The sequence below is a fragment of the Trinickia sp. genome (genome assembly GCF_035492435.1).
In the GTDB taxonomy this organism is placed as follows: Bacteria; Pseudomonadota; Gammaproteobacteria; order Burkholderiales; family Burkholderiaceae; genus Trinickia.
The window spans coordinates 24,891-46,404 of record NZ_DATJJF010000107.1; the positions used below are offsets into that span (position 1 = coordinate 24,891).

The window sequence follows — 21,514 nt, forward strand, 5'->3', positions numbered from 1 at the left end:
GGCAACGCTCGCGCCAATAGAATCAATCCGTTTTGCCCGTTGCTTGCGCACGCTGCTCCCGTTCACGCAGTATGCCTTGTAACATCGTTTCGAGCAGTGCGATGTCAAAGGGTTTAGACAGCACACGAACCCTCACATTCCGCGCACGTTCGAGTTCCTGGGCGTATCCGGTGACCAAGATCACCGGCAGCGGACAACCGAGCGATTGAGCTACCTCGGCCAGATCGATGCCGTTTTTTGTACCGGGCATATGAATGTCCGAAATGATGACGTCGAACGGCACCGGCGATAGGTCGGCAATCAGCGGTAATGCCGCATCGGCATTGAACACGCTGGTGACTTCGTGACCCATCATGCGCAAAAGCGCCTCCGTGCCCGCCGCCACCTCGTCGTTGTCCTCGACGAGCAGCACGCGCAAGCCTACGGCTGGCTCGACCTCGTCGCGTGTGGGAGCGGGCATCGGCGCCTCGGCCGGTGCAGTTTTTGCCCTCGGCAGGTAAAGCCGCACCGCGGTACCGTTGCCGAGCTTGCTTTCTATCGTCGCCAATCCGCCCGAGCGTTCGCAAAAGGCGTACACCTGCGGGAGTCCGAGCCCCGTACCCATGCCGTTCGGCTTAGTCGTATAAAGCGGCTCGAATGCATGCGCGAGCACGTCTGGTGTCATCCCTACGCCAGTGTCTTCCAGCGAGAGCTGAACGAACTCTCCGGCGAAAGCGAAGCCATTTTGACGCTCGAGGCGTACATTGTTCGCGCGAATTGTGAATCGCCCGCCATTGGGCATCGCGTCGCGCGCGTTAACGGCAATGTTGATAAGCGCAAGCTCGAGCTCGGCGATGTCGACTTCGATGGGCCATACATCCCGTGCGAGGTCGATGGCGAGGCTGACCTTGGCACCGAGCGAGGCGCTCACCAATTCCCTGCCGGTCGCAATCCAGCGCGCAATGTCGATAATTTCATTGCGCAAAGGTTGCTTGCGTGCGACCCCAAGCAGTTGGCGGGTAAGCGACTGCCCGCTCTTGAGTGCGCGGTCGATCGCGGTCAGTTCGCTCTCGACATTCGCCGCACCGCGCCGGCGGGCGACTTGAACATTGGTGGCGACGATCATCAATAGATTGTTGAAGTCGTGGGCGACGCTTCCGACCAGATTGCCGAGCGCTTCCATCTTGCGCGATTGGCGGTACGCTGTTTCGATCGAGCGGCGCATCGAGGCTTCGGCCCGCCAGCGCGACCACGCCTGCTCTTCCGCCGCCAAACGCTTTAGCGAAAGTCCGAGCACGATCCAGAGCACGATGGAAGGCGTAAAAATAGAGGCCGCGAACACGGCCGCGCGCCGATACCAGTCTTCCCATATGACGGTGCCACTGTGCGTACACGATACATAGACCGGATACGAGCCGACGCGCCGGTAGGCGAGGATTTCACTGCTGCCTGTTTCCAACGATGGCCCGATGCGCAATACGCCCGCCTTCGCGTTGGTTCGGAGTGCCGAGGCCAATGTCGCAGGCGTGGCTCCTTCAGGGCTTCCGGGATACGAGGCCAATACGGCACCGTCCGCACGCAGCAGCGAGATGGTCAAGGCGCGACTATCATTGCCCAGCAAGTCGCGATAGAAAGATTCGAAATATGAGCGGCGCAGCGCGACTGAGACGAGACCTCCAAAAGACCCGTCAACATTTCGCCGTGCGATCCCCATATTGAATACGGCCTCGCCGGCGCCCGCGTGCGAGATCATCGTTTTCGAAACATGCTCGAGAATCCGGCCGCCGCGAATTCCCATGAAGTCCTCCCGCTCGGCAATCGACGCATGCGGGGCCGGGTAATACCGGCTGTTCGCGAGAAGCATACCGCCCGGTCCAAAGATGGATATTGAGCCGACTTGGGGATAACCGCCGCCAATCTGTTGCAACTTCTCGTGGATGTCGGCTTCCTTGGCGCGAATCTGGTTGTCGTCCAGCCCTCGTACAAGGTCGTCGATGCGCGCGTTGAGTGTCTCGTTCAAATCGAAGACCTTGAGCGCGTGCTCGTCCGCTATGCGTACCGTTCGCATTGTCTCGTCGGTCGCGGCGGCCACGTGCGAGCGGAAGTCCTGATACACCGTCGTTGCCGCATACAAAAAGGGCAGCAGAATCGATACGGCCAGCAATGCGATCAGCGTCGTGCGTCGCACAGCGAAATCCGGTTCCGGGACGGCCGGATACGACGCATCTTCATGCCAACTGGCGGGTGAGTCATGGGCTGCGGGCGCGTCGACCCGGTGGCGCGTCATGGTAATAGTGAATCCAATGAGGGTACGGTCGCAGCCACCATCATAAGGGAGATGCGCGATCTCATGACCTAAACGCCCTGGCTTGCACACGCACTTAGGCCAGCCGAAAACAGCCACAAATGAAGAAGCGCAAACGTACACGAAAGAACGATTTTCTTATTCTTACGCGAATTCCAACGAGTTATTTCTTCGTACATAAAAAAACAAGTACGTACCGGTCGATACAGGAAAATTGAAAGGTTGATTTTCCCGCTATTTGCAAACAGAATTTCATTCCACGCTCATACGCGGCCAGTTGCGCGTCGAGAAGAAGAAGCTGGAATGCACCGGCGAGACGAGTTTCACGTTCGCAGTTATGCAACGAGTGTTGCTCACCCCATGCGCCGCGCGTATTGCAAGTTACTGTCATTTTCCTGAATCATCGCCGCATCCCGTCGGCATTACTCGGACCTCGTGAGTAGAAATGTTCCGGGGCACCGTTAGGTCGGCAATGGATTTTTCGCCTTTCGTTACGCTGCCATGCCTTTGCCGATTGTGATCGCAGACGACTCTTTACTCGCCCGCAAAATCGTGACTAAAGCCTTGCCGGATGACTGGGACGTCAGCATCGCATACGCATCGAACGGGCGAGAGGCGCTTGCACTTTATCGCGCCGGCAAGGCCGCGGTGATGTTTCTCGATCTCACCATGCCCGATATGAACGGTTATCAAGTTCTCGAGGCATTGCAACACGAGGATCTCAATACGTTCGTTATCGTTGTGTCGGCCGACATCCAACCTCTCGCGCAAGACCGCGTGCGCGCACTCGGCGCCGCTGCGTTTATCGCTAAACCTGTGACCACCGAGGCATTGCTGCCTATCCTCAAGGAGTACGGGTTGTATGCGTGACCAGGTCCTGACCGAAGAACAGCGCGATGCATTGCAGGAGATCGCCAACATGGCGATGGGCCAGGCCGCGGCAAGGCTTGCCGGTCTGCTCGACACATTCATCGAACTCTCCGTGCCGCGCGTGCGCGTCGTAAGGGTCGATGAAGCTGCACGCACGCTGCGGGACATGACTGGCATCGACGAAAGCGTCATGGCTGTGCGCCAAGGCTTTCGCTCGGATATCAAGGGCGAGGCACTCGTCATTTGCCGCAGCAGCGGGGCAGCAAATCTGTGTGCGCTCGTCAACGATCCATACATTCACTCGGCTTATGAATCCGTCAGCCAGACCGAGCTGATGTTCGACGTGGCGAATGTGCTGACGGGCGCATGTGTGTCGTCCATCCTGCACCAGCTCGACCGGACGCCGATCTTCTCCGCGCCGGGCCTGATTGGCGAAAAGCTCGCTCTGGATGATGTCTTTCAGCCGAAAGTCCTCGGGTGGGAAATCGCGCTTTTGCTCGAGGTGAATTTTTCGGTGGAAGACCGGCCTTTCCGGGCGCATCTTGTCATGCTGATGGCCGAGGACTCGATCCGCCGCATACACGAGGCGCTCAACGCATTGCTGTCTAGCTTATGAATCCGTCAAACGAACAGTGTCTCAGCGATCTTGTCCTCGAACGAGTCGGTTTCGGCATTTTCGTGCTCGACCGTTCGATGAATGTCCTTATGTGGAACCGCTTCATGCAGGATCACAGCGGTCTCACTGCTGAGCAGGTGGTCGGCAAGTCCATCTTTTTCAGCTTTCCGGAACTGCCCCGGGTTTGGCTGACTCGCAAGGTTGAGAGCGTCTTTCAACTTGGCAGCTTTGCCTTCAGTTCCTGGGAGCAGCGGCCGTACCTGTTCCGGTTCGATCATGACCGGCCCATCACGGGGGGTGTCGACTTCATGCAGCAAGACTGCACCTTCATGCCGCTTACGCGCGGACGGGACGTCATCGCGGTTTGCGTGACCATTTCCGATGTGACGCACGTAAGCGTCGTGCAGCGTGAGCGCGAGGAGGCTGTCGTCAAGCTGCGGGAGTACGCGAATTGCGACGGTCTCACGGGCATTGCGAATCGGCGGTATTTCGAATCCCGTCTGCGCGACGAATTCTTGCGCTGGCAGCGCTATGGCGGCGAGTTTTCGGTGCTGCTCTTCGACCTCGATCACTTCAAGAACATCAATGACCGTTTTGGCCATGCGGTGGGCGATACGGTGCTGCGCGTGATGGCGCAGCGAGTGGCCGAAGCGGTACGTGCGCAAGACGTGTTCGGCCGTTTCGGCGGCGAGGAGTTTGCGCTGATATTGCCGTGTACCCCGCTTGCCGATGCCATGATCGTCGCCGAAAAGATTCGCACGACGATAAGCGACACGCCAGTCGAAGCTGAAGGGGTCCGCGTACCCGTGACTGCAAGCGTCGGTTGTGCCGCTGCCCGGCCGGGTCTGCCTACCTACCAGGCATTGATCAACGAAGCCGATGCCGCCCTCTATAGCGCGAAACGCCAAGGTCGCAACCGCTGCGTCGCGCTCACCTGAGCGGTCTCTAGCACGATTTCTGCTGCTGTCATTTGCCGCGCCGGCCCCGCGTCTATCGACTGGCGGGCTCGCCTTGCTGTGGCGCTGAAAAAAAGGTTGCTATACTTTTGCCCGTTTTCGGCGTCGCCGGCGCAATCGCGGCTCTTAGCGGGTGAGGCGCGTCGACGCAACGCCCGAGCGGCACGCCGCCTGGAGAGGATCGATTTACACTCGCCCACATGGGCGCCACAGCGGAGTTCCACTTGGCCGTTTCAAATGTCGTCGCAGACGAACCCGAAATCGACGCTGCCGCCGTCACGTCCGGCAGCTCGTTTTATCTGGCGATGCGTATCCTGCCGGCTGTGCAACGCGACGCGATGTACCAAATCTATGCGTTTTGCAGAGCTGTGGACGACGTCGCCGATAGCGATGCGCCGCGCGCTGATCGCAGTGCAGCGCTCGCGCAATGGAGCGAAGACATCGACGCCTGTTATGCCGGCAGCCCACGGCCCGCGCTGACGGCGCTGACGCGCCATATTCGGTCGTTCAATCTGCAGCGGGAAGACTTCCACGCCATGATCGACGGTATGGCAATGGACGTCGCGGAGGACATCTGCGCGCCGGATGAGGCGATGCTCGACCTCTATTGCGATCGCGTCGCGAGCGCAGCGGGCCGGCTATCGGTGAGGATTTTCGGGATGCCGGAGGAGCCGGGCCGACAACTGTCGCATCACCTCGGTCGTGCGCTGCAGCTGACGAACATCTTGCGCGACATCGACGAGGACGCTGCGATCAACCGATGCTATTTGCCGCGCGAACTTCTTGCGAGAGAGGGAATCGCGGCGGCCGATCCGAAGGCGATTGCGGATGACCCGTCACTGCCGCGTGTGTGCGCGACGCTTGCCGAGCGCGCGCTCGCGCATTTCGCGGCGTCCGACGCCATCATGAATGACTCGCCGAGAAGGACAGTGCGCGCGCCACGCATCATGTCCGGCGTCTATCGCTGTCTGCTCGAGCGCACGTTGGAGCGCGGGTTCGATTTGCCGCGTACACCGATTCGCAAGCCGCGGGCGCGGCTTTTGTGGATCGTTGCGCGCCACGTATTGTTCTGAGCCGGACCGAGCGAAGGCGGGCCGTGTTGTCGAGCGCGGGTGCACTCGATGGCGTCTTGCGTGCGCGGTGTTGCCTGTGGAGGTCGCCACGTATGGGACTCCCGCTCGTTAATCAAAGTATGAAATGTCGATGAACGATTTTTCCGCTGTATCGGCCCCTTTGGCGGCCTTTGACGCTCAATGGGACAGGGTGCCGGGCGCCGCGCTCGAGGCATCGGTTGCGCGTGCCACCGATGCCATTCTCGCCGCGCAGCAACCCGACGGGCATTGGGTCTACGAGCTCGAGGCGGATGCGACCATCCCGGCTGAATACATCTTGCTCGTCCATTACCTCGGCGAAGCGCCGGATGCTGAGCTCGAGCACAAGATCGCACGCTATTTGCGCCGCATCCAGCTGCCGGATGGGGGATGGCCGCTCTTTGCGGATGGTGCGCTCGATATGAGCGCAAGTGTGAAGGCCTATTTCGCGCTCAAAATGATTGGCGATCGCGAAGATGCCGAGCATATGCAGCGCGCTCGCCGCGCCATCCTCGATGCGGGCGGTGCTGAAGCCGTGAACGTGTTCACGCGCAATCTGCTCGCCCTGTACGGTGTCATGCCGTGGCGCACGGTGCCGATGATGCCTGTCGAGATCATGCTGCTGCCGGGATGGTTTCCGTTCCATCTTTCGAAGGTGTCGTATTGGGCCCGTACGGTCCTTGTCCCGCTCTTGGTTCTGAACGCGCGACGTCCGGTAGCCAAGAATCCGCGTGGCGTGCGCATCGACGAACTCTTTCATGCAAACCCAAGAGAGTCGGGATTGCTGCCGCGCTCGCCGCATCAAAGCCGCGGCTGGTTCGCGGCTTTTCGGGCGGTCGATATGGTACTGCGTGCCATCGACGGACTTTTCCCCAAAGCGACGCGCCAGCGCGCGATCGATGCGGCTGTCGCGTTCGTCGACGAGCGTTTGAACGGAGAAGACGGGCTCGGTGCGATTTTTCCGGCGATGGCCAACGCCGTCATGATGTACGAAACGCTGGGCTATGCGCCCGACCACCCGAATCGGGCCATTGCGCGTGCATCCATCGACAAGCTCCTGGTGATCGGCGACGAGGAGGCGTACTGCCAGCCGTGCCTGTCGCCGGTATGGGATACATCGCTCGCGGCGCATGCCTTGCTCGAAACGGAACTGCCGCGCGCGCAGCATGCCGCTGTGCGGGGGCTGCAATGGTTGCGGCCGCTGCAAATCCTCAATGTGCGGGGCGACTGGATCTCTCGACGCCCGCACGTGCGTCCTGGCGGATGGGCGTTCCAGTACGCGAACCCGCACTATCCGGATGTCGACGACACTGCCGTTGTCGCGTTGGCGATGGACCGCGCAGCGGCGCTGACGCGCTCTAACGTCGATCGGGAAGCGATTGCGCGCGCCAGAGAGTGGGTGGTCGGCATGCAAAGCAGCGATGGCGGATGGGGCGCGTTCGAACCGGAAAACACACACGAGTACCTGAACAATATCCCGTTCTCCGATCATGGCGCGTTGCTCGATCCGCCGACTGCGGACGTTTCGGCCCGGTGCTTGTCGATGCTGGCGCAGTTTGGCGAGCTTCCCGGCAACAGCGAGCCCGCGCGCCTGGCCTTCTCCTACCTGCTCAACGAGCAGGAGAGCGACGGCAGCTGGTACGGGCGCTGGGGCATGAACTACATCTACGGCACATGGTCGGCGCTTTGCGCGTTGAATGCCGCCGGCATGCCGCATGACGATCCGCGCATCCAGCGCGCGGCACAATGGCTGATCTCAATCCAGAACGATGACGGTGGCTGGGGTGAGGACGGTACGAGCTACAAGCTCGAATACCGGGGATACGAACGCGCGCCGAGCACTGCGTCACAAACGGCGTGGGCAGTGCTTGGCCTGCTGGCGGTTGGCGCCGTGGAACAGCCTGCCGTGGCGCGCGGAATCGACTACTTGATGCGCCATCAGCGCGAGCACGGGCTGTGGGACGAGACGCGATTTACGGCCACTGGGTTTCCGCGCGTCTTTTATCTGCGCTATCACGGCTATCGCAAGTTCTTCCCGTTATGGGCGCTTGCTCGCTACCGCAACATGACGCGCGACGGGCAAGTGCGCGTCTCTGTTGGAATGTGACGATGGCAGGTAGTTCAGTAGCGCCTGTGGTGGTGGTCACGGGCATGGCGTTCGAAGCGCGCATCGCCCGTGGCGCGGATGTGGAAGCCGTGTTCGCCGCTCGGGCTGATCTGTTGGAGCGCGCGCTTGCCGAGGCCCTGGCGCGCGGCGCGTCGGGCGTGATCAGTTTTGGGACGGCGGGCGGGCTGGGCGGCGATCTGGAGCCTGGTACGGTCATCGTCGCTGATGCCGTCGACGGTCCCTTCGGACGCATGAGTACCGATGCGGCGTGGACGGCGCAAATCGCTGCGAGCCTCGCGGCTTCGTCATTGGCTCCGCGCGTGCGGCGCGGGACATTGGCGGCCGTCACGGCTCCGCTCGTCACCGTCGCGCAAAAGGCGGCGCTCTATCGCACGAGTGGCGCACTGGCAGTCGATATGGAATCGCATACCGCCGCTGCCATGGCCAATGCGCGTGGTCTGCCGTTTGCCGTGTGTCGGGTGATCGTCGATCCGGCGTGGCGATCGTTGCCCCCCGCGGCAACGGCGGGGTTGCGCGACGACGGCACGACGGCACTCATGCCGATTCTCATGGAGCTTGCGAAGGCGCCTCGGCAACTGAGCGCGATGATTCGGCTCGCGGCAGATGCCCGCGCCGCTCGCGCCTCGCTCGTCGATGCACGGCGGGTATTGGGACGCGCTTTCGGAGTGGGAGCCGCCACGGGTGTGAGCGGTTCCTGAGCAGCAACGCGATAAGAGGACAGGGGCGCGCGTTGCAGCGCCTGCCCCCGTCCCAGCCCGCAAGACGAGTCGGTTGAGCCGTTCGTCTACTGGCCTGTCGGTGAACTGGCCGGTGCCTCGGGCGCGGCGGGTTGAGGCGCGGGCGTCGTTCCGGGTGCGGTGTTGGCCCCGTGCGCCGGCGCAGATTCAGGCACGGCAGGCGCACTAGGCGCGGTGTTTGCCGGCGCGGCCGGTGTAGCTGGGACGGCCGGCGCGCTTTCGCTCGCAGGTGCCGGCGCAGCCGGCGCTTTGCTCGAGCCCTCATCATCGCCGTAATCCGGCAGCGCAGCCTCCCCTGCCGCAGTACCCAGGCGCGAGCGACGTTGCTGCAAGTAGGCGTCGCGCACGAACGAGTATTTGTCGAGCGCCGCTTGCTGCAGGATGTTCGTCGCTCCCAAAAGGTCCGAGCGCGTGCTCACGAACTGCAGGATGTAAAGCGGTGTGCGTGTTGCGGGCTCAATGTAATTGAGCAAATTGAACCGAACATCCACGGCAAGCCCGACGCCGTCGCGGATAGTGCTGGGTCCGAAAACTGGCAATACGAGATACGGTCCCGAAGGTACGCCCCAGTGTCCGAGCGTGAGCCCGAAATCCTGATGGTGCTTGGGCAGCTTCGCAAGCGACGCGAAATCGATGAGCCCCCCGATGCCGAAGGTCGTGTTCATCGCGACGCGCATGACGTCCGACGTCGCATCGGTGATCTTCAACTGCAGCAACTCATTCGCGATGTTGCTCAAATCGGCGATGTTCGAAAAGAAGTTGCTGACGGCCGTGCGCAGGGGATTCGGCGTTACCTTCTGGTAGCCCTTTGCAATCGGTACGGCCACCGTGTTGTCCACGGCATCGTTGAACCGGAAGATCACGCGGTTCACCGGTTCGAACGGGTCTCCAGGGGTACGGTGGGGGGCGCTAGCGCACCCAGAAAGAAAAGCCGTCGCGGCGATCGTCGCGGCGAGGGTTCGCATTTTATCCATCGATTCCATCTAGTTCTTGTTGCTGGGCAATCGCCTTGCGTGGCTTGCCCATCAATATCGGCTGAAACACAACGGCGCCCACCAACGTGCACAAAAGCGCAAGGGCAAGCAGGCGGCCCATGCTGGCCGTGCCTGGGTGGTGCGACAGCCAAAGGCTACCGAAAGCCGTCGCCGTTGTCGCTGCGCTAAACAGCACAGCATGGGTGAGACTGGATGACAGCAGGCTCGTTTTTCCTGCCCGCCATGCCATGACGAAATAAACCTTGAATGCCACGCCGACGCCCAGCATCAGCGGTAACGCGATGATATTGGCGAAGTTGAGCGGCATACGGAAAACCACGCAAAGCTCGAGCGTGACAAGGGCCGAGACGAGCAGCGGAATCATCGTTCGCAGTACGTCGCCAAAGCGGCCAAGCGTGAGCCACAGCAAAGCGGTGATCGACACCACGGCGAGTATGGCCGCCTGCACAAACGCCTTGATGATCACGTGAGCCGAGTACAGGATCGAAATCGGTCCGCCGATCGCGGCCGGTTCCGCTTGTTTTACCGCGTTGGCGAAGCGGCGCAGCATGGCGTCGTCGTTCGGATCGGCACCTGGCGCTACGTGCGGCGACACTTGAACGAGCGCTTGGCCGTTTGGCGCGAGCCACTGCCGTACGAGTTCACGTGGCAGCGTATCGAGTGTAATGGCGGACGGTTGCAACAACATCGTGAGTTGGCCCAGCGCGAGCCGCAGCGGTGTCGAAAACGCCGCTTCGGCTCGATCTCGAGAAGCGGCGTCCGCTGCAGCCAGCGCGGCCAGCGATGCGGCAAGACGCTTGGCCTGCGCCGCGCCCGGGCCCGGATAGTCTTCAGCGGCGTATTGCAGCAGGCCGGAAGCGCGCTTGAGGGCCGCGACGCGCTGTGTGTCAGTCGACGGTGAGGCCGTCTGTTGTGTCAGAGCGGGCAGCAGCGCGCCGGCAGCCTGTGCGATAGAGGCGAGTTTGGCTGGCTGATCGCCCGGAATAAAGCTGGAGAGCGTCGTGACGCGACCGACCTCCGGTAAACGTCCCAAGCGCTGAGCGGTGGCGTCGGCGCCCCCAAGCGACGGTGCGAGCACGGAGACATCGTTGATCCCGGCTTCGGGTGAATCCTTGAGCGACAGCAGCGTGGACATCGATTCCGTCGTTGGATCCTTGAGGTGCAACGGGTTGAAATCGAACTCGAGATGCGCCAGCAGAGGCAGAGCGCCGACCACGACGACGAGCGTGCCGATCAATATCGGCTTGCGGTGCGCTTGTAGGTAGTCGTCGATCGGTGTTAGGCGCGGAAACCCAGGGCTCGAGGCTTCGCCGGGGGGCGCGAGGCATTTCAGCAGCGCCGGCAGTACAGTCAGCGTGCTCAAGTAGGCGACCATCATGCCGACGCCTGCAATCAGCCCGAGTTCCGAGACGCCGCGATAGGCCGTCGGCATGAACGAAAAGAAGCTCGTCGCGACGGCCGCGGAGGCGAGTGTGAGCGGCATGCCCATGGAATGCGCGGCGCCGACGAGCGCATGATCGAGCCGCGAATCGCGAAAGTGCTCCTCCCGGTACTTCACGCCGTACTGGATCGCGAAGTCTGCGCCGAGTCCAATGAACAGCACCATGAAGGCCACGGAAATCATGTTGAGCGAGCCGACCATCATGAGTCCGAGCGCAGTCGTAATCGGCAGCCCCACCGCGAGCGTCAGGAACACTGCGACGATCATGCGCATGGAGCGCAGCGCAAGCCAGAGAATGACGAGCACGACGACGAGCGTGATGATGCCGTTCAACGCGGCACCATCTTCGACCGAGGCAAATTCTTCATCGGCGAGTGGCTGCTCGCCCGTCAGCCGCACCACTGCGCCGTAGCGCTTCTCCAAATCGAGCGCAACGGCTGCCGCGCGAATCGTGTCGGAAGCCTCCGCACCGGCCTGCAACGCCGCATAGTTGACGACGGGCTGGACGGTGACAAATGCGCGAGCAGGCTGTCGAGCCGCGTCGGCGTCGACGAGCGCGCGCCACGAGAAGGCGGCCGGCTTGCCGGCCAGTACGGCGTCCACCGTGTCAGCGCTGCGTTCGAAAAGCGTGGCGAGGCCCGGCAACGTCACTTGGCCGGATTGAAGCGGCAGGCCAAGCATCGTCGAGAGTGTCGTCGCGAGTCCCGTCAAGCTTGGATCATGTGCGAGCGTGTTGATGAGGGGCCGCGCGCTCACGAGCTGCGACGTCGTGCCCGCTACCTCTCTGGTAGACACAAAGAGCAGTCCGTCATGATCGAACAGCGGCCCGCCGCCCGGCTCGAAGACGTCGCCGATGCTGGCGGCATAGGCGGGGGATTTCAGGCCAGCAGCGAGCGCATCGGCGGCGGCATCGGCGAGCTCGGGCGCCGGCGCCTCGATGACGGCGAGGATCGTCTGATCCCGCTGTGGGAAGGCGCGATCGAGTGCCCGACCGAGCGCGGCCCATTGTGGCTCGTTTTCGACGAGCTGGCTCACGTCCGTGTTGATGCGGAAGTGCTGCGCTACGTAGACGCCGCTTAATGTGGTCAACGCCAACGCAAGCGCAATCACCCATATCGGGCGGCGCACCGACCAGTCGACGAGTCGAACGATGAAGGACGTCAGCATTGGGGGAAGGCGACAGGAATGGAAAGCGAAAAGTGTCTAAGTATACCGGTTGCACCGCACAAGGCCCGTAATGCTGAGACATGAACAAGACAAAGCTCGGCTAACAGCGGCCACGGATGTCGGCTTGCGAGTGACCTTCCGCGCCTCGAAAAGCGTTCTGCCCGGCTCGGTGCCGGAGCAAGAACAATGCACGCTTGTGCCAGCATCCACGCCCCGTACACCTTCGTGCGGCTGTATCGCTCGAATCAGGCGTATCAAACGAAGCGCCATCTGGCGTAGGCTCGGTATACTTCGTGCTTATGCTTCGTACTTGCGCTTTGTGCCAGCGTGCGGCCGCTTGCGGTCGAAACTCGGGCCGGGCGCTCGACTTGGCGCCAGACCGGCGGGATCGACGGCCGGCAATTTTTCCGTTAGGGGCCGATTTCTATGAAACGTTATCTATTTGGTTTTCTCGTCGCCGCATTCGTCGGTGCAGCCGCTCATGCGCAAACGGCCCCTGTCGATGTGGTCCGGCAGGCGGTCGTTGATACGGTCGATGCAATGAAGAAAGACCCGGCTGCGCGCGGCGGCGACATGACGAAGATTACGCAGATCGTACAGGAACACTTCATCCCGTCGGCGAACTTCCAGCGCACGATTCGCATTGCTGTTGGCCCGACGGTCTTCGATCAGGCGACGCCCGACCAGCAAAAGGAGCTGAGCGACCAGTTCAGCACGTTGATGACACGCACTTATGCTGCGTCCCTCGCGCAACTCGGCACACAGGACGCCAGGTTCGCGTTCAAGCCGGGTGCCGCCACGGCGAACGATGCGCTCGTGATGTCGACCGTCACCACGCCGGGTGACAGCCAGTCGGTCGGCTATCGGCTCGGCAAGGTGGGTAACGATTGGAAGATCTATGACATCGATATGTCAGGTGCCTGGTTGATCGAGGTCTACCGAGGCCAATTCAAGTCACGGCTGGACCAAGGCGGCGTGCCGGCGCTGATCGACTTTCTCAAGGCGCATAACGCACGGCCGCAGTGACGTCGTCCGGGCGAGCGCTCGTTACCGCCGTCGGCGCTCGACGGCGAACTTGATCAGCTCCGCTTGACCTTCGATCTCGAGCTTGCGTTTCAGGTTGAGCCGGTGCGTCTCGACGGTGCGCACCGAGAGCCCGTAGCGCTCCGCGATTTGCTTGCTTGATAAGCCGTCGCCGAGCGCATCAAGAATTTCGAGTTCACGCGGTGTGAGCCGTTCCACCGGCGTTTGCAGCGTGCTTGCCTGAATCATTCGCGCCGCGATGCCGGCGCTGAAAAACGTCCGGTTATCGAGAACGGCCGCAATGGCGTGGACGATCTCGCTCGCCGGGGAGTCCTTGAGCAGATATCCGATTGCGCCTGCGCGCACCGCCTGCGTGACGTACTCGATGTTGTCGTGCATCGAGAGCATGAGCACGCGCACCGCCGGAAATCGCTCGTGGAAGAGGGCCGCCAGGGCAATGCCATTCATGCCGTTCATGCCGACGTCCATGAGCGCGAGATCGGGGTTGAGCGCCTCGGCGAGCGCCAGCGCGTCGCCGGCATTGCCTGCTTCGCCGGCGACCTGAAACCCAGGCACGCCTTCGAGGCGCATCCGCAGGCCGTCGCGTACAAGCGGATGATCGTCGACAAGAATGATCTTTGCTTGGCGTGCTGCAATCGTGTTCATGAGCTGCTCGCAACGTGTGCGAGTCGGTGGGTGGAGTCGCCTGCCGCCAGTGGCAGCGGCACGTATGCGGTCACGACGGTGCGGCCCGGTTCGGAAGTAATCGAGAGCGTTCCGCCGAGCGGATCAAGCCGCTCTCGCATGTTGCGCAAACCAATGCCGCGGCGCGCATCGGCCTGTACGCGCTCGATGTCGAAGCCGTGGCCGTCATCGGCGATTACAAGCGTTACGGCGTCCTCGGAGAGCCGAAGATCGAGCGTCGCCTGCGTGGCGTGTGCGTGACGTACCACGTTTGTCAGGGCTTCCTGGGCGATTCTGAAGAGCGCCGTGTTGAGGGCGTCGGCAAGCGTTCGCGTCGTCACATGTGCCGCACGCGTGAACGTGATGTCGATGCCCGATTGTTCGCCGAGCTCGCGGCTCAGCTGCTCGAGCGCAGCGGCAAGGCCCAAATCGTCAAGCATTGCGGGTCGCAGCGCATGCGAGATCCGACGCACCTCGCGCAAGGCATCGGAGAGACGGGCGAGTCCCGTCGCCAGCGCGGCTTCCGCCTCGGGCACGCGCGCATGCGGCTGACCGGCTGCCTCCAGGCGCGCCAGCGCCGATTCGAGTAGGAGCTTGACCGACACCATGATTTGGCTGATTCCGTCGTGCAGCTCTCTCGAAAGCCTCGCGCGTTCTTCTTCTTGCGATTCGACGACTTGCTGAGCTAGGTGCTTGAGCTTCGCGTCCGCGCTGCGATGTTCGGTGACATTGACGACGAGTGCGAATGCCAGAATGACGACGAAACCGGTCAGCGCCATGGCGCCGATCCAGGTCATCGTCCGGCCGATATGGGCTGATGCACTGTCGTCGATGTGGGCGAGCGCCGCATTGACGTCGTCGAGATAGATGCCGGTGCCAAGCATCCAGCCCCAGCGCGGCAAGGGCACCACGTAGCTAAGCTTTGCTTCAAGCTGGTTGGTCGATGGCCGATGCCAGAGGTAGCGGACATAGCCACCGCCCTTCGCGGCGGCCTCGATGAGCTCCTGAATCGGCAGTGCACCGTCGGGAGCACGCATCGACCACAGATTGCGGCCGACCAGCTCGGGCTCGCGCGGGTGCATGAGCGACTTGCCCTGCATGTCGTAGACAAAGAAGTAGCCGTCGCGGCCGAAATTCATCTTTTGCAGCACGGCAAGTGCTTGGCGGCGCAGCGCCGCATCGTCGCGCGTGCGATCCGCGCTTGCCTCATAAAGCGGTGCGATGGCGCTCGTCGCTAGCTCGACGTAGTGTTTGAGTTCGAGCTCCTTGCTCGACACGTAGGCCGCTTCGACGGTCCCATGCTGTGCCTTGGCAAGCGCCGTTGCCTGAAGGCGAACACCGATGCCGATGCCTGCGATGGCAATCAAGAACGGCACGACCGAGAGTAGAAAGATTTTCGTCTTGACTTTCATCGTCGACCGACCGGTGTGAGACACCCCAAAACAAAAAGCGCGGCGAATGCTTCGCCGCGCTTTTCCTGACCGCTTTCACCTCGCGGCGCGTCAATGCGCTGCGGCCGGCTGCGCCTTCTTGGTGCTGGACGTACGCTGAATTTCCTCGAGCTTGATCTCGACGTGTCGTGAAAACACGTACTCGGCAGGGCGCTGCTTGTCGAGCGGAATATCCTTCGCAAATGCGCCTTCGACCTTCGGACCGCTCAGGCTGACGCGCAGCGCCTTGAGCGGATGCGCGACCGTATCCATCACGGCCGTTGCTTCGAAGCCGCTATGCACCATGCAGTCGGCGCACTTTTCGTAGTTGCCCGTACCGTAGGCGTCCCAATCGGTTTCCTCCATCAGCTCTTTGAAGGTCTTCACATAGCCTTCGCCGACGAGATAGCAGGGACGCTGCCAGCCAAACACCGTCCGCGCGGGGTTGCCCCACGGCGTGCAGTGGTAGGTTTGATTGCCCGCGAGGAAATCGAGGAAGAGCCCCGATTGGCTGAACGACCAATTCTTGCCGCGGCTGCCGCGCTTGAAGATTTCGCGGAAGAGCTGCTTGGTCTTGTCGCGGTTGAGGAAGTGTTGTTGGTCCGGCGCACGCTCGTAGGCATAGCCGGGCGAGACGGTGATGCCGTCCACACCCAGCGGGCCGAGTGTATCGAAGAAAGCTGCCACGCGTGCGGGCTCTGCATCGTTGAAGAGCGTGCAGTTGATGTTGACGCGGAAGCCGCGGCGCTTCGCTTCGCGAATCGCTGCCACGGCCTTGTCATAGACGCCTTCTTGCGACACCGAGTGATCGTGCGCCGCCTTGTCACCATCCAGATGAACGGACCAGACGAAATACGGACTCGGCTTGTAGTCGTCCATCTTCTTTTCCAGCAACAGCGCATTCGTACAGAGATAGACGAAGCGCTTGCGCGCGATGATGCCGCGCACAATTTCTGGCATGTCTCGGTGCAGGAGCGGCTCACCGCCTGCGATGGAGACGACTGGCGCCCCGCACTCATCGACGGCGCCAAGGCATTCCTCGACAGAAAGCCGCTGATTCAGGATCGGGTCCGGGTAATCGATTTTGCCGCAGCCGTTGCATGCGAGATTGCAGCGGAAGAGCGGCTCGAGCATGAGCGCGAGCGGGTAGCGTTTATTACCGAACAGGTGTTGTCGCGCGATATACGCGCCGACACGGAATTTCTGCAAAAGCGGAATCGACAAAGCGACCTCCTTATACTTGGCGTGCAGCGGCGGGCTCGGCGAGCTTCGACGGCAATTTGAACTCGACCTTCTCTTCGCGTCCGGCCATCGTTGTCACCTCGACAGGGCCGAGCGCACGCAGTGCGCTGATTACGTGCTCGACCATTTCCTCGGGTGCCGATGCACCCGCCGTAATGCCAACCGTCTGCGCGTTGGCGAACCATTCGGACTTGACCTCGGTGCCGTCCGCAACGAGATAGCTGGGGACGCCACTTTCGGCGCCGATCTCGCGCAGTCGGTTCGAGTTGGAACTGTTTGTTGCCCCGACAACCAGCAGAACGTCGACGTGCTCGCTGAGCTCGCGAACCGCCGCCTGACGGTTTTGCGTCGCATAGCAGATGTCGCGGGTATCGGGGCCGACGATGTCGGTGAAGCGGCGCACGAGCGCATCGATGATGCCGCGCGTATCGTCGACCGACAGGGTGGTTTGCGTCACGTAGGCGAGCGGCGTGTCCAGGGGCAAATCGAGCGCGGCGACTTCGGCTTCACTCTGAACGAGCAGCACCTTGCCGGGAATCTGCCCAATCGTGCCTTCCACCTCGGGATGCCCTGCATGACCGATCAGGATCAGCGTGCGGCCAGCGGCCACATACTGACGTCCCTGGACGTGAACCTTCGTGACAAGCGGGCACGTGGCATCGAGCACATCGAGCCCGCGTGTCTGCGCGTCGTGCTCGACGCTTTGCGCAACGCCGTGCGCGCTGAACACCGTGACGGCGCCGTGCGGAACTTCATCGAGTTCTTCGACGAATTGCGCACCCTTGCTGCGCAGGTTTTCGACCACGTGCCGGTTATGCACAATCTCATGGCGCACATAAACGGGCGCGCCGTGGCGCTGCAACGCACGATCGACGATCTCGATCGCACGGACGACCCCCGCACAGAAACCACGGGGTTGAGCAAGGATGACTCGCATGTTCTGTCGAACTCCGACTGAATCGGGGTATCGGAGCCGACGAGAGACGGCTCGTTGATCGCCCTGACCCAACCATAACTATTATTAAAAGCGGGCGTGAAAGCTGGTAAATCTGAATCCAGACGCGCATTCTAACGCGATCGGGACGCAAGCGCTTTGCGCACGCAGCAAATGCTGTGTTCAGTGTTGCGCTCTTGCCTACAGAGCGGGCGCGCGCCGCCGAGCGCTGCGCGCGAGACAGCGCGGCGTAATCGTCGCCGACCCAGTAAACTAAGCGGTTTCGCCGCAACCCTTTCATTTCCTTTGCCGATGCCCCCGTCTCATTACCGAGCGCGCGAGATGCGCAACGACCGCTCCGATCCATTTTGCGTGGCAATCGCATCGTCGATGCCGCGGCCCTTGTCGCATGGCACACCCGACTGCCGGCAGGCGATGAGTCACCACGCGGCGCAGGAGCGGACATGACGGCGGTGCTTTTCTGGTTGTCGCTGATTTCGCTGGCGATCTGGTGCGTTCTTCTCGTGGCACGCGGCGGCTTCTGGCGTACGCGGCCGGCAGCGCCCGTTGCCGTCGAGCCGCGGCAGTGGCCGGCCGTCGTTGCGGTCGTGCCTGCGCGCAACGAAGCCGACGTGATCGGCGAGGCGCTCAGCTCACTGCTTTCGCAGGATTACCGCGGCGATTTTCACGTGATACTGGTGGACGACCACAGTACCGATGGCACGGCCGATGCCGCTCGGAGCGCGGCGCTCGCTCTCGGTTGCGCCGAGCGCCTCAGCGTCATCTCCGCCAAGCCGCTGCCTGCGGGCTGGTCGGGCAAGGTGTGGGCGCAATCGCAGGGAATCGCCGCAGTGTCAACGCTCGGTCTCAGTGCGGAGTACCTGCTCCTCACCGACGCCGATATCGGGCATCCCGCTGATGCCGTCACCCAGCTTGTTGCGCGCGCTAGCGAAGAGCAACGCGATCTGGTTTCGTTGATGGTGCGTCTGCGCTGCGACTCGTTTTGGGAGAAAGCGCTGATCCCGGCCTTTGTGTTCTTCTTCGCCAAGCTGTATCCGTTCGCCTGGGTGAACAATCCGCGCAACAAGACGGCTGCTGCGGCTGGCGGATGCATGCTAGTTGCGCGTTCGGCGCTCGAGGAAGCAGGCGGCATCGAATCGATCCGCGCGGCGCTCATTGACGACTGCAGCTTGGCCGCACGCATCAAACACCGCGGAGTGGGCGGTCATCGGATTCGCCTCGATGTCGCCGAGCGTAGCGTTTCGCTGCGTCCCTATGACAGCGCGAGCGAGATTTGGAACATGATCGCGCGCACCGCCTTTACGCAGCTGCACTATTCGCCGTTGCTGCTGGCAGGCACGCTCGCTGGTATGACCGTCATCTACCTCGTGCCGCCCGTCGTCGCGCTCGCCCTCGGAGCGCCAGGCTGGCCGGCCTGGCTTGCCTGGGCTGCAATGTGCTGTGCCTACGCACCGATGCTTCGCTATTACGGCCGCTCGCTTTATTGGGCCCCCGTATTGCCGCTCGTTGCGCTTTTTTATGTCGGCGCCACGTGGGCGTCAGCCATCCGGTATTGGCGCGGCAAAGGCGGCCAATGGAAGGCGCGTGTGCAGGCACCTGTGCAGGATCGCTGAAAATCGGCTTGATGGCGCTTGATGTGGCGCCATCAAGCAACCGAGCGCAACCCCAAGCGCAACGGGTGGCGGTGGCGCAAGATCAAGCGCGAGCCGCTGTTATGCCTGCGACAACATCATGTAAAGCTGGATGACCATGTCTGGCGAAAACGTGAAAGGCACCCAGCCGTGCCCGGTATGGCGGACGAGGAGCAGCCGGTCGCCATTGCCCTGCTTTTGCACAGCCATCACGGGGTTTTTCGTGGACGCAAAGCGCCAGCCGGGCGTGATCGTGGTTGGCGGTTCCGGCAACATGGACGCGCGCGCATGGGCAAGCTCCTCGATCAGCTGGCCGAGCTGCTGTGGGTGCAGCGTGACGGTCTGCGAGCCGATGGAAAACGTCAGCTCGTTTTGGGAGGGACGGCCCACGCGCAGCGTGGGGGTTTCGTCGTGCGGTTCAGGCGTCTCAACCGCGGCAGGGGCCGAATCAGGGGCTGCGTCGGGTTCAGCCGGCTCTCGTTCAACTGTCGTGGCAAGAGCGGTCTGCGCGAGCTGGTTAAGCTCATTGAGCTCGTCGATGCTGGCTTCGAGTGCCCCGATTTGTTCTTGAAGGTTCATGCGCGTTCTTTCCTGAAGATTCCGCGATTTTACCGGTGCGCGGGATTTATCTCGCTGCCGTGCCGATCGAGGTTGTAACAAATTGGCACGGGACCCTTCATCGCGTTGCGCTCCACGTTCGGTCCAACGTCGATTTACGCCTTCAAATAACCAGCCTCTTGGAACCAGTCGAGCGCGTCATGCAAACCTTCCCGGTACGGGCGGGCGCGGTAGCCTAACTCGCGCTCGGCCTTGGCGGAGCTGAAATACATCTTGTTCTTCGCCATTTTCAGCCCGTCGACGGTGACGAACGGTTCGCGTTTCGTTATTTTGGCGACGCACTCGGCGCCGAAAGCGATCGGGTAAAGCGGCCAGCGCGGAAGGCTGATCGTCGGCGGCTTGCGGCCAGTGCGCGCGGCAATGTCGGCAAGCATTTGTTGCAGTGGCAGGTTTTCGCCTCCAAGAATGTAACGCTCGCCGATGCGTCCGCGTTCCAGCGCGAGCAAGTGCCCCATGGCCACATCGTCCACATGCACGAGGTTCAGTCCCGTATCGACAAATGCCGGAATCTTGCCGAGCGCCGCTTCGACGATGATGCGGCCCGTCGGCGTCGGGCGCACATCGCGCGGGCCGATCGGTGTCGAAGGATTGACGATGACGGCCGGCAGGCGGTCCTGCGCGATCATGCGTTCCACGGCGCGCTCGGCAAGCACTTTGCTGCGCTTGTAAACGCCGATGGCCTCGCCGGGCGCAAGCGGCATCGTTTCGTCGGCGACCCGTCCCTCGCTCGTTACCTTCAGCGTGGCGACGCTGCTCGTGTAGACAATGCGCTCCACACCCTCGGCAAGGGCGGCGCGCATCGTTGCCTCGGCGCCTTCGAGATTGGCGCGCTCAATTTCGTCTGGGTTGGGGGCCCACAAGCGATAGTCGGCCGCGACGTGAAAGAGATAGCGTACGCCGCGCAAAGCGTTGCGCATCGATGCTTCGTCGCGCATGTCGCCGACGACGACTTGCGCGTCGAGCGATTCGACGTTCTTGCGCGGGCTCGTCGCTCGAACGAGTACGCGCACGGCGAAGCCGCGTTCGAGCGCTATACGCGCGACGGCCGAGCCGACGAATCCCGATGCGCCCGTAACGAGCACGAGATCGCGTGATGTGGCGGTCATCAGTGGGTTTCCTTATCCGTTGCAAAGCGATGCGGCGCACTGTGCCGCATCGAGTGACGCGATTCTAAACGCCCGGTGGAAAACGCCAGGGAAACGATAGCCGGCGCTGCGGCTTTTTCTTCATACGCACTGTTGGCATGTCGTCTCGCCCTTGAGCGAAGGACGACTACAATGCCGGCTTGGCGAAAATGCGTTGGGCGGGAGAAGAGCAATGACGGACCCTGATTTGAATACGAGGATCGAGACGTACTACGTGCAAGTACGCGGCATGGTGCAAGGCGTCGGGTTCCGCCACGCAACGGTGCGACGCGCGCATGAGCTAGGCGTAACGGGTTGGGTCGCGAACCTGCCTGACGGTTCGGTCGAAGCCATGCTGCAAGGTGCGGCCAATCAGGTCGACCGGATGCTCGAGTGGATGCGCCGAGGGCCGCCCGCTGCACGCGTCACCGATTGCGCTAGCGAGGAACGCGCTATCGAGAAGCGCTTCGCCCGTTTCGAGCAGCATTGAGCTTGGCTGACCGCAGCTCGCGGGGGCATCTG

General features: G+C 62.1%; 18 protein-coding genes. 9 read left to right on the forward strand and 9 right to left on the reverse strand.

Translation table 11 applies throughout. From position 1 onward, the window contains the following. Window positions 1–22: 22 nt before the first annotated feature. Window positions 23–2,266, reverse strand: a complete 2,244-nt coding sequence (locus tag VL598_RS08075; RefSeq protein WP_325326182.1) for a hybrid sensor histidine kinase/response regulator — start codon at window positions 2,264–2,266, stop codon at window positions 23–25. Window positions 2,267–2,785: 519 nt separating this feature from the next. Between VL598_RS08075 and VL598_RS08080 the strand changes: the two genes are divergently transcribed. The 6 genes from VL598_RS08080 (at window position 2,786) to VL598_RS08105 (ending at window position 8,643) form a co-directional block, all read left to right on the forward strand. Beyond that, entirely contained in the window at window positions 2,786–3,154 is a 369-nt protein-coding gene (locus tag VL598_RS08080; protein ID WP_325326183.1) for a response regulator, read from the forward strand. Beyond that, window positions 3,147–3,770, forward strand: a complete 624-nt coding sequence (locus tag VL598_RS08085) for a chemotaxis protein CheC (protein WP_325326184.1) — start codon at window positions 3,147–3,149, stop codon at window positions 3,768–3,770. Before VL598_RS08080 ends, VL598_RS08085 begins: the two co-directional genes overlap by 8 nt. After that, window positions 3,767–4,708 (forward strand): diguanylate cyclase, encoded by a 942-nt coding sequence (locus VL598_RS08090; RefSeq protein WP_325326185.1) that lies wholly within the window; start codon window positions 3,767–3,769, stop codon window positions 4,706–4,708. Before VL598_RS08085 ends, VL598_RS08090 begins: the two co-directional genes overlap by 4 nt. A gap of 242 nt (window positions 4,709–4,950) precedes the next feature. After that, entirely contained in the window at window positions 4,951–5,799 is an 849-nt protein-coding gene (gene hpnD / locus VL598_RS08095; RefSeq protein WP_325326223.1) for a presqualene diphosphate synthase HpnD, read from the forward strand. A 130-nt stretch (window positions 5,800–5,929) separates the two neighbouring features. Next, a complete protein-coding gene (shc, locus tag VL598_RS08100; protein ID WP_325326186.1) occupies window positions 5,930–7,924 on the forward strand; it encodes a squalene--hopene cyclase in 1,995 nt (664 codons plus the stop codon). 2 nt (window positions 7,925–7,926) lie between these two features. Then, complete coding sequence (locus tag VL598_RS08105; protein WP_325326187.1) at window positions 7,927–8,643, forward strand: phosphorylase; 717 nt, start codon at window positions 7,927–7,929, stop codon at window positions 8,641–8,643. Window positions 8,644–8,729: 86 nt separating this feature from the next. Here the strand turns inward: VL598_RS08105 and VL598_RS08110 are convergent, their stop codons facing one another. Both VL598_RS08110 and VL598_RS08115 read right to left on the reverse strand, forming a co-directional pair. After that, the gene (locus VL598_RS08110) at window positions 8,730–9,647 is read right to left on the reverse strand and encodes a VacJ family lipoprotein (protein WP_325326188.1); all 918 of its coding nucleotides are present in this window, start codon (window positions 9,645–9,647) and stop codon (window positions 8,730–8,732) included. Window position 9,648: 1 nt separating this feature from the next. Next, window positions 9,649–12,285 carry an MMPL family transporter gene (locus VL598_RS08115; RefSeq protein WP_325326189.1) on the reverse strand — a complete coding sequence of 879 codons (2,637 nt, stop codon included), beginning with the start codon at window positions 12,283–12,285 and terminating at the stop codon, window positions 9,649–9,651. 426 nt (window positions 12,286–12,711) lie between these two features. Here VL598_RS08115 and VL598_RS08120 point away from each other — a divergent pair, with 426 nt between their 5' ends. After that, a complete protein-coding gene (locus tag VL598_RS08120; RefSeq protein ID WP_325326190.1) occupies window positions 12,712–13,311 on the forward strand; it encodes an ABC transporter substrate-binding protein in 600 nt (199 codons plus the stop codon). Between the two features lie 21 nt (window positions 13,312–13,332). Here the strand turns inward: VL598_RS08120 and VL598_RS08125 are convergent, their stop codons facing one another. The 4 genes from VL598_RS08125 to ispH all read right to left on the reverse strand — a co-directional run bounded on the left by VL598_RS08125 (window position 13,333) and on the right by ispH (window position 17,601). Further along, window positions 13,333–13,974, reverse strand: coding sequence for a response regulator transcription factor (locus VL598_RS08125; RefSeq protein ID WP_325326191.1), 642 nt, complete (start codon window positions 13,972–13,974; stop codon window positions 13,333–13,335). Further along, window positions 13,971–15,404 carry a cache domain-containing protein gene (locus tag VL598_RS08130; protein WP_325326192.1) on the reverse strand — a complete coding sequence of 478 codons (1,434 nt, stop codon included), beginning with the start codon at window positions 15,402–15,404 and terminating at the stop codon, window positions 13,971–13,973. The genes VL598_RS08125 and VL598_RS08130 overlap by 4 nt, the downstream gene beginning before the upstream one ends. Window positions 15,405–15,494: 90 nt before the next feature. Continuing rightward, window positions 15,495–16,646, reverse strand: coding sequence for an adenosyl-hopene transferase HpnH (gene hpnH, locus VL598_RS08135; protein ID WP_325326193.1), 1,152 nt, complete (start codon window positions 16,644–16,646; stop codon window positions 15,495–15,497). Between the two features lie 10 nt (window positions 16,647–16,656). Next, window positions 16,657–17,601, reverse strand: coding sequence for a 4-hydroxy-3-methylbut-2-enyl diphosphate reductase (gene ispH / locus VL598_RS08140; protein WP_325326194.1), 945 nt, complete (start codon window positions 17,599–17,601; stop codon window positions 16,657–16,659). 461 nt (window positions 17,602–18,062) lie between these two features. Here ispH and VL598_RS08145 point away from each other — a divergent pair, with 461 nt between their 5' ends. Next, complete coding sequence (locus tag VL598_RS08145; RefSeq protein WP_325326195.1) at window positions 18,063–19,232, forward strand: glycosyltransferase; 1,170 nt, start codon at window positions 18,063–18,065, stop codon at window positions 19,230–19,232. A 99-nt stretch (window positions 19,233–19,331) separates the two neighbouring features. Here the strand turns inward: VL598_RS08145 and VL598_RS08150 are convergent, their stop codons facing one another. Together VL598_RS08150 and hpnA are read right to left on the reverse strand one after the other, a co-directional pair. Further along, window positions 19,332–19,829, reverse strand: a complete 498-nt coding sequence (locus VL598_RS08150) for a hypothetical protein (protein ID WP_325326196.1) — start codon at window positions 19,827–19,829, stop codon at window positions 19,332–19,334. Window positions 19,830–19,963: 134 nt separating this feature from the next. Next, window positions 19,964–20,974 (reverse strand): hopanoid-associated sugar epimerase, encoded by a 1,011-nt coding sequence (hpnA, locus tag VL598_RS08155; RefSeq protein WP_325326197.1) that lies wholly within the window; start codon window positions 20,972–20,974, stop codon window positions 19,964–19,966. A gap of 211 nt (window positions 20,975–21,185) precedes the next feature. Here hpnA and VL598_RS08160 point away from each other — a divergent pair, with 211 nt between their 5' ends. Next, window positions 21,186–21,482, forward strand: coding sequence for an acylphosphatase (locus VL598_RS08160; protein ID WP_325326198.1), 297 nt, complete (start codon window positions 21,186–21,188; stop codon window positions 21,480–21,482). Window positions 21,483–21,514 lie beyond the last annotated feature (32 nt).

Bases quoted from the DNA above. Each gene is read 5' to 3' on its own strand.
- VL598_RS08075 (WP_325326182.1), bottom strand. From the start codon at position 2,266: ATGACGCGCCACCGGGTCGACGCGCCCGCAGCCCATGACTCACCCGCC.
- ispH (WP_325326194.1), bottom strand. From the start codon at position 17,601: ATGCGAGTCATCCTTGCTCAACCCCGTGGTTTCTGTGCGGGGGTCGTC.
- VL598_RS08085 (WP_325326184.1), top strand. From the start codon at position 3,147: ATGCGTGACCAGGTCCTGACCGAAGAACAGCGCGATGCATTGCAGGAG.
- shc (WP_325326186.1), top strand. From the start codon at position 5,930: ATGAACGATTTTTCCGCTGTATCGGCCCCTTTGGCGGCCTTTGACGCT.
- VL598_RS08080 (WP_325326183.1), top strand. From the start codon at position 2,786: ATGCCTTTGCCGATTGTGATCGCAGACGACTCTTTACTCGCCCGCAAA.
- VL598_RS08120 (WP_325326190.1), top strand. From the start codon at position 12,712: ATGAAACGTTATCTATTTGGTTTTCTCGTCGCCGCATTCGTCGGTGCA.
- VL598_RS08160 (WP_325326198.1), top strand. From the start codon at position 21,186: ATGACGGACCCTGATTTGAATACGAGGATCGAGACGTACTACGTGCAA.
- VL598_RS08145 (WP_325326195.1), top strand. From the start codon at position 18,063: ATGACGGCGGTGCTTTTCTGGTTGTCGCTGATTTCGCTGGCGATCTGG.
- VL598_RS08110 (WP_325326188.1), bottom strand. From the start codon at position 9,647: ATGCGAACCCTCGCCGCGACGATCGCCGCGACGGCTTTTCTTTCTGGG.
- VL598_RS08115 (WP_325326189.1), bottom strand. From the start codon at position 12,285: ATGCTGACGTCCTTCATCGTTCGACTCGTCGACTGGTCGGTGCGCCGC.
- VL598_RS08105 (WP_325326187.1), top strand. From the start codon at position 7,927: ATGGCAGGTAGTTCAGTAGCGCCTGTGGTGGTGGTCACGGGCATGGCG.
- VL598_RS08090 (WP_325326185.1), top strand. From the start codon at position 3,767: ATGAATCCGTCAAACGAACAGTGTCTCAGCGATCTTGTCCTCGAACGA.
- VL598_RS08125 (WP_325326191.1), bottom strand. From the start codon at position 13,974: ATGAACACGATTGCAGCACGCCAAGCAAAGATCATTCTTGTCGACGAT.
- hpnA (WP_325326197.1), bottom strand. From the start codon at position 20,974: ATGACCGCCACATCACGCGATCTCGTGCTCGTTACGGGCGCATCGGGA.
- VL598_RS08130 (WP_325326192.1), bottom strand. From the start codon at position 15,404: ATGAAAGTCAAGACGAAAATCTTTCTACTCTCGGTCGTGCCGTTCTTG.
- VL598_RS08150 (WP_325326196.1), bottom strand. From the start codon at position 19,829: ATGAACCTTCAAGAACAAATCGGGGCACTCGAAGCCAGCATCGACGAG.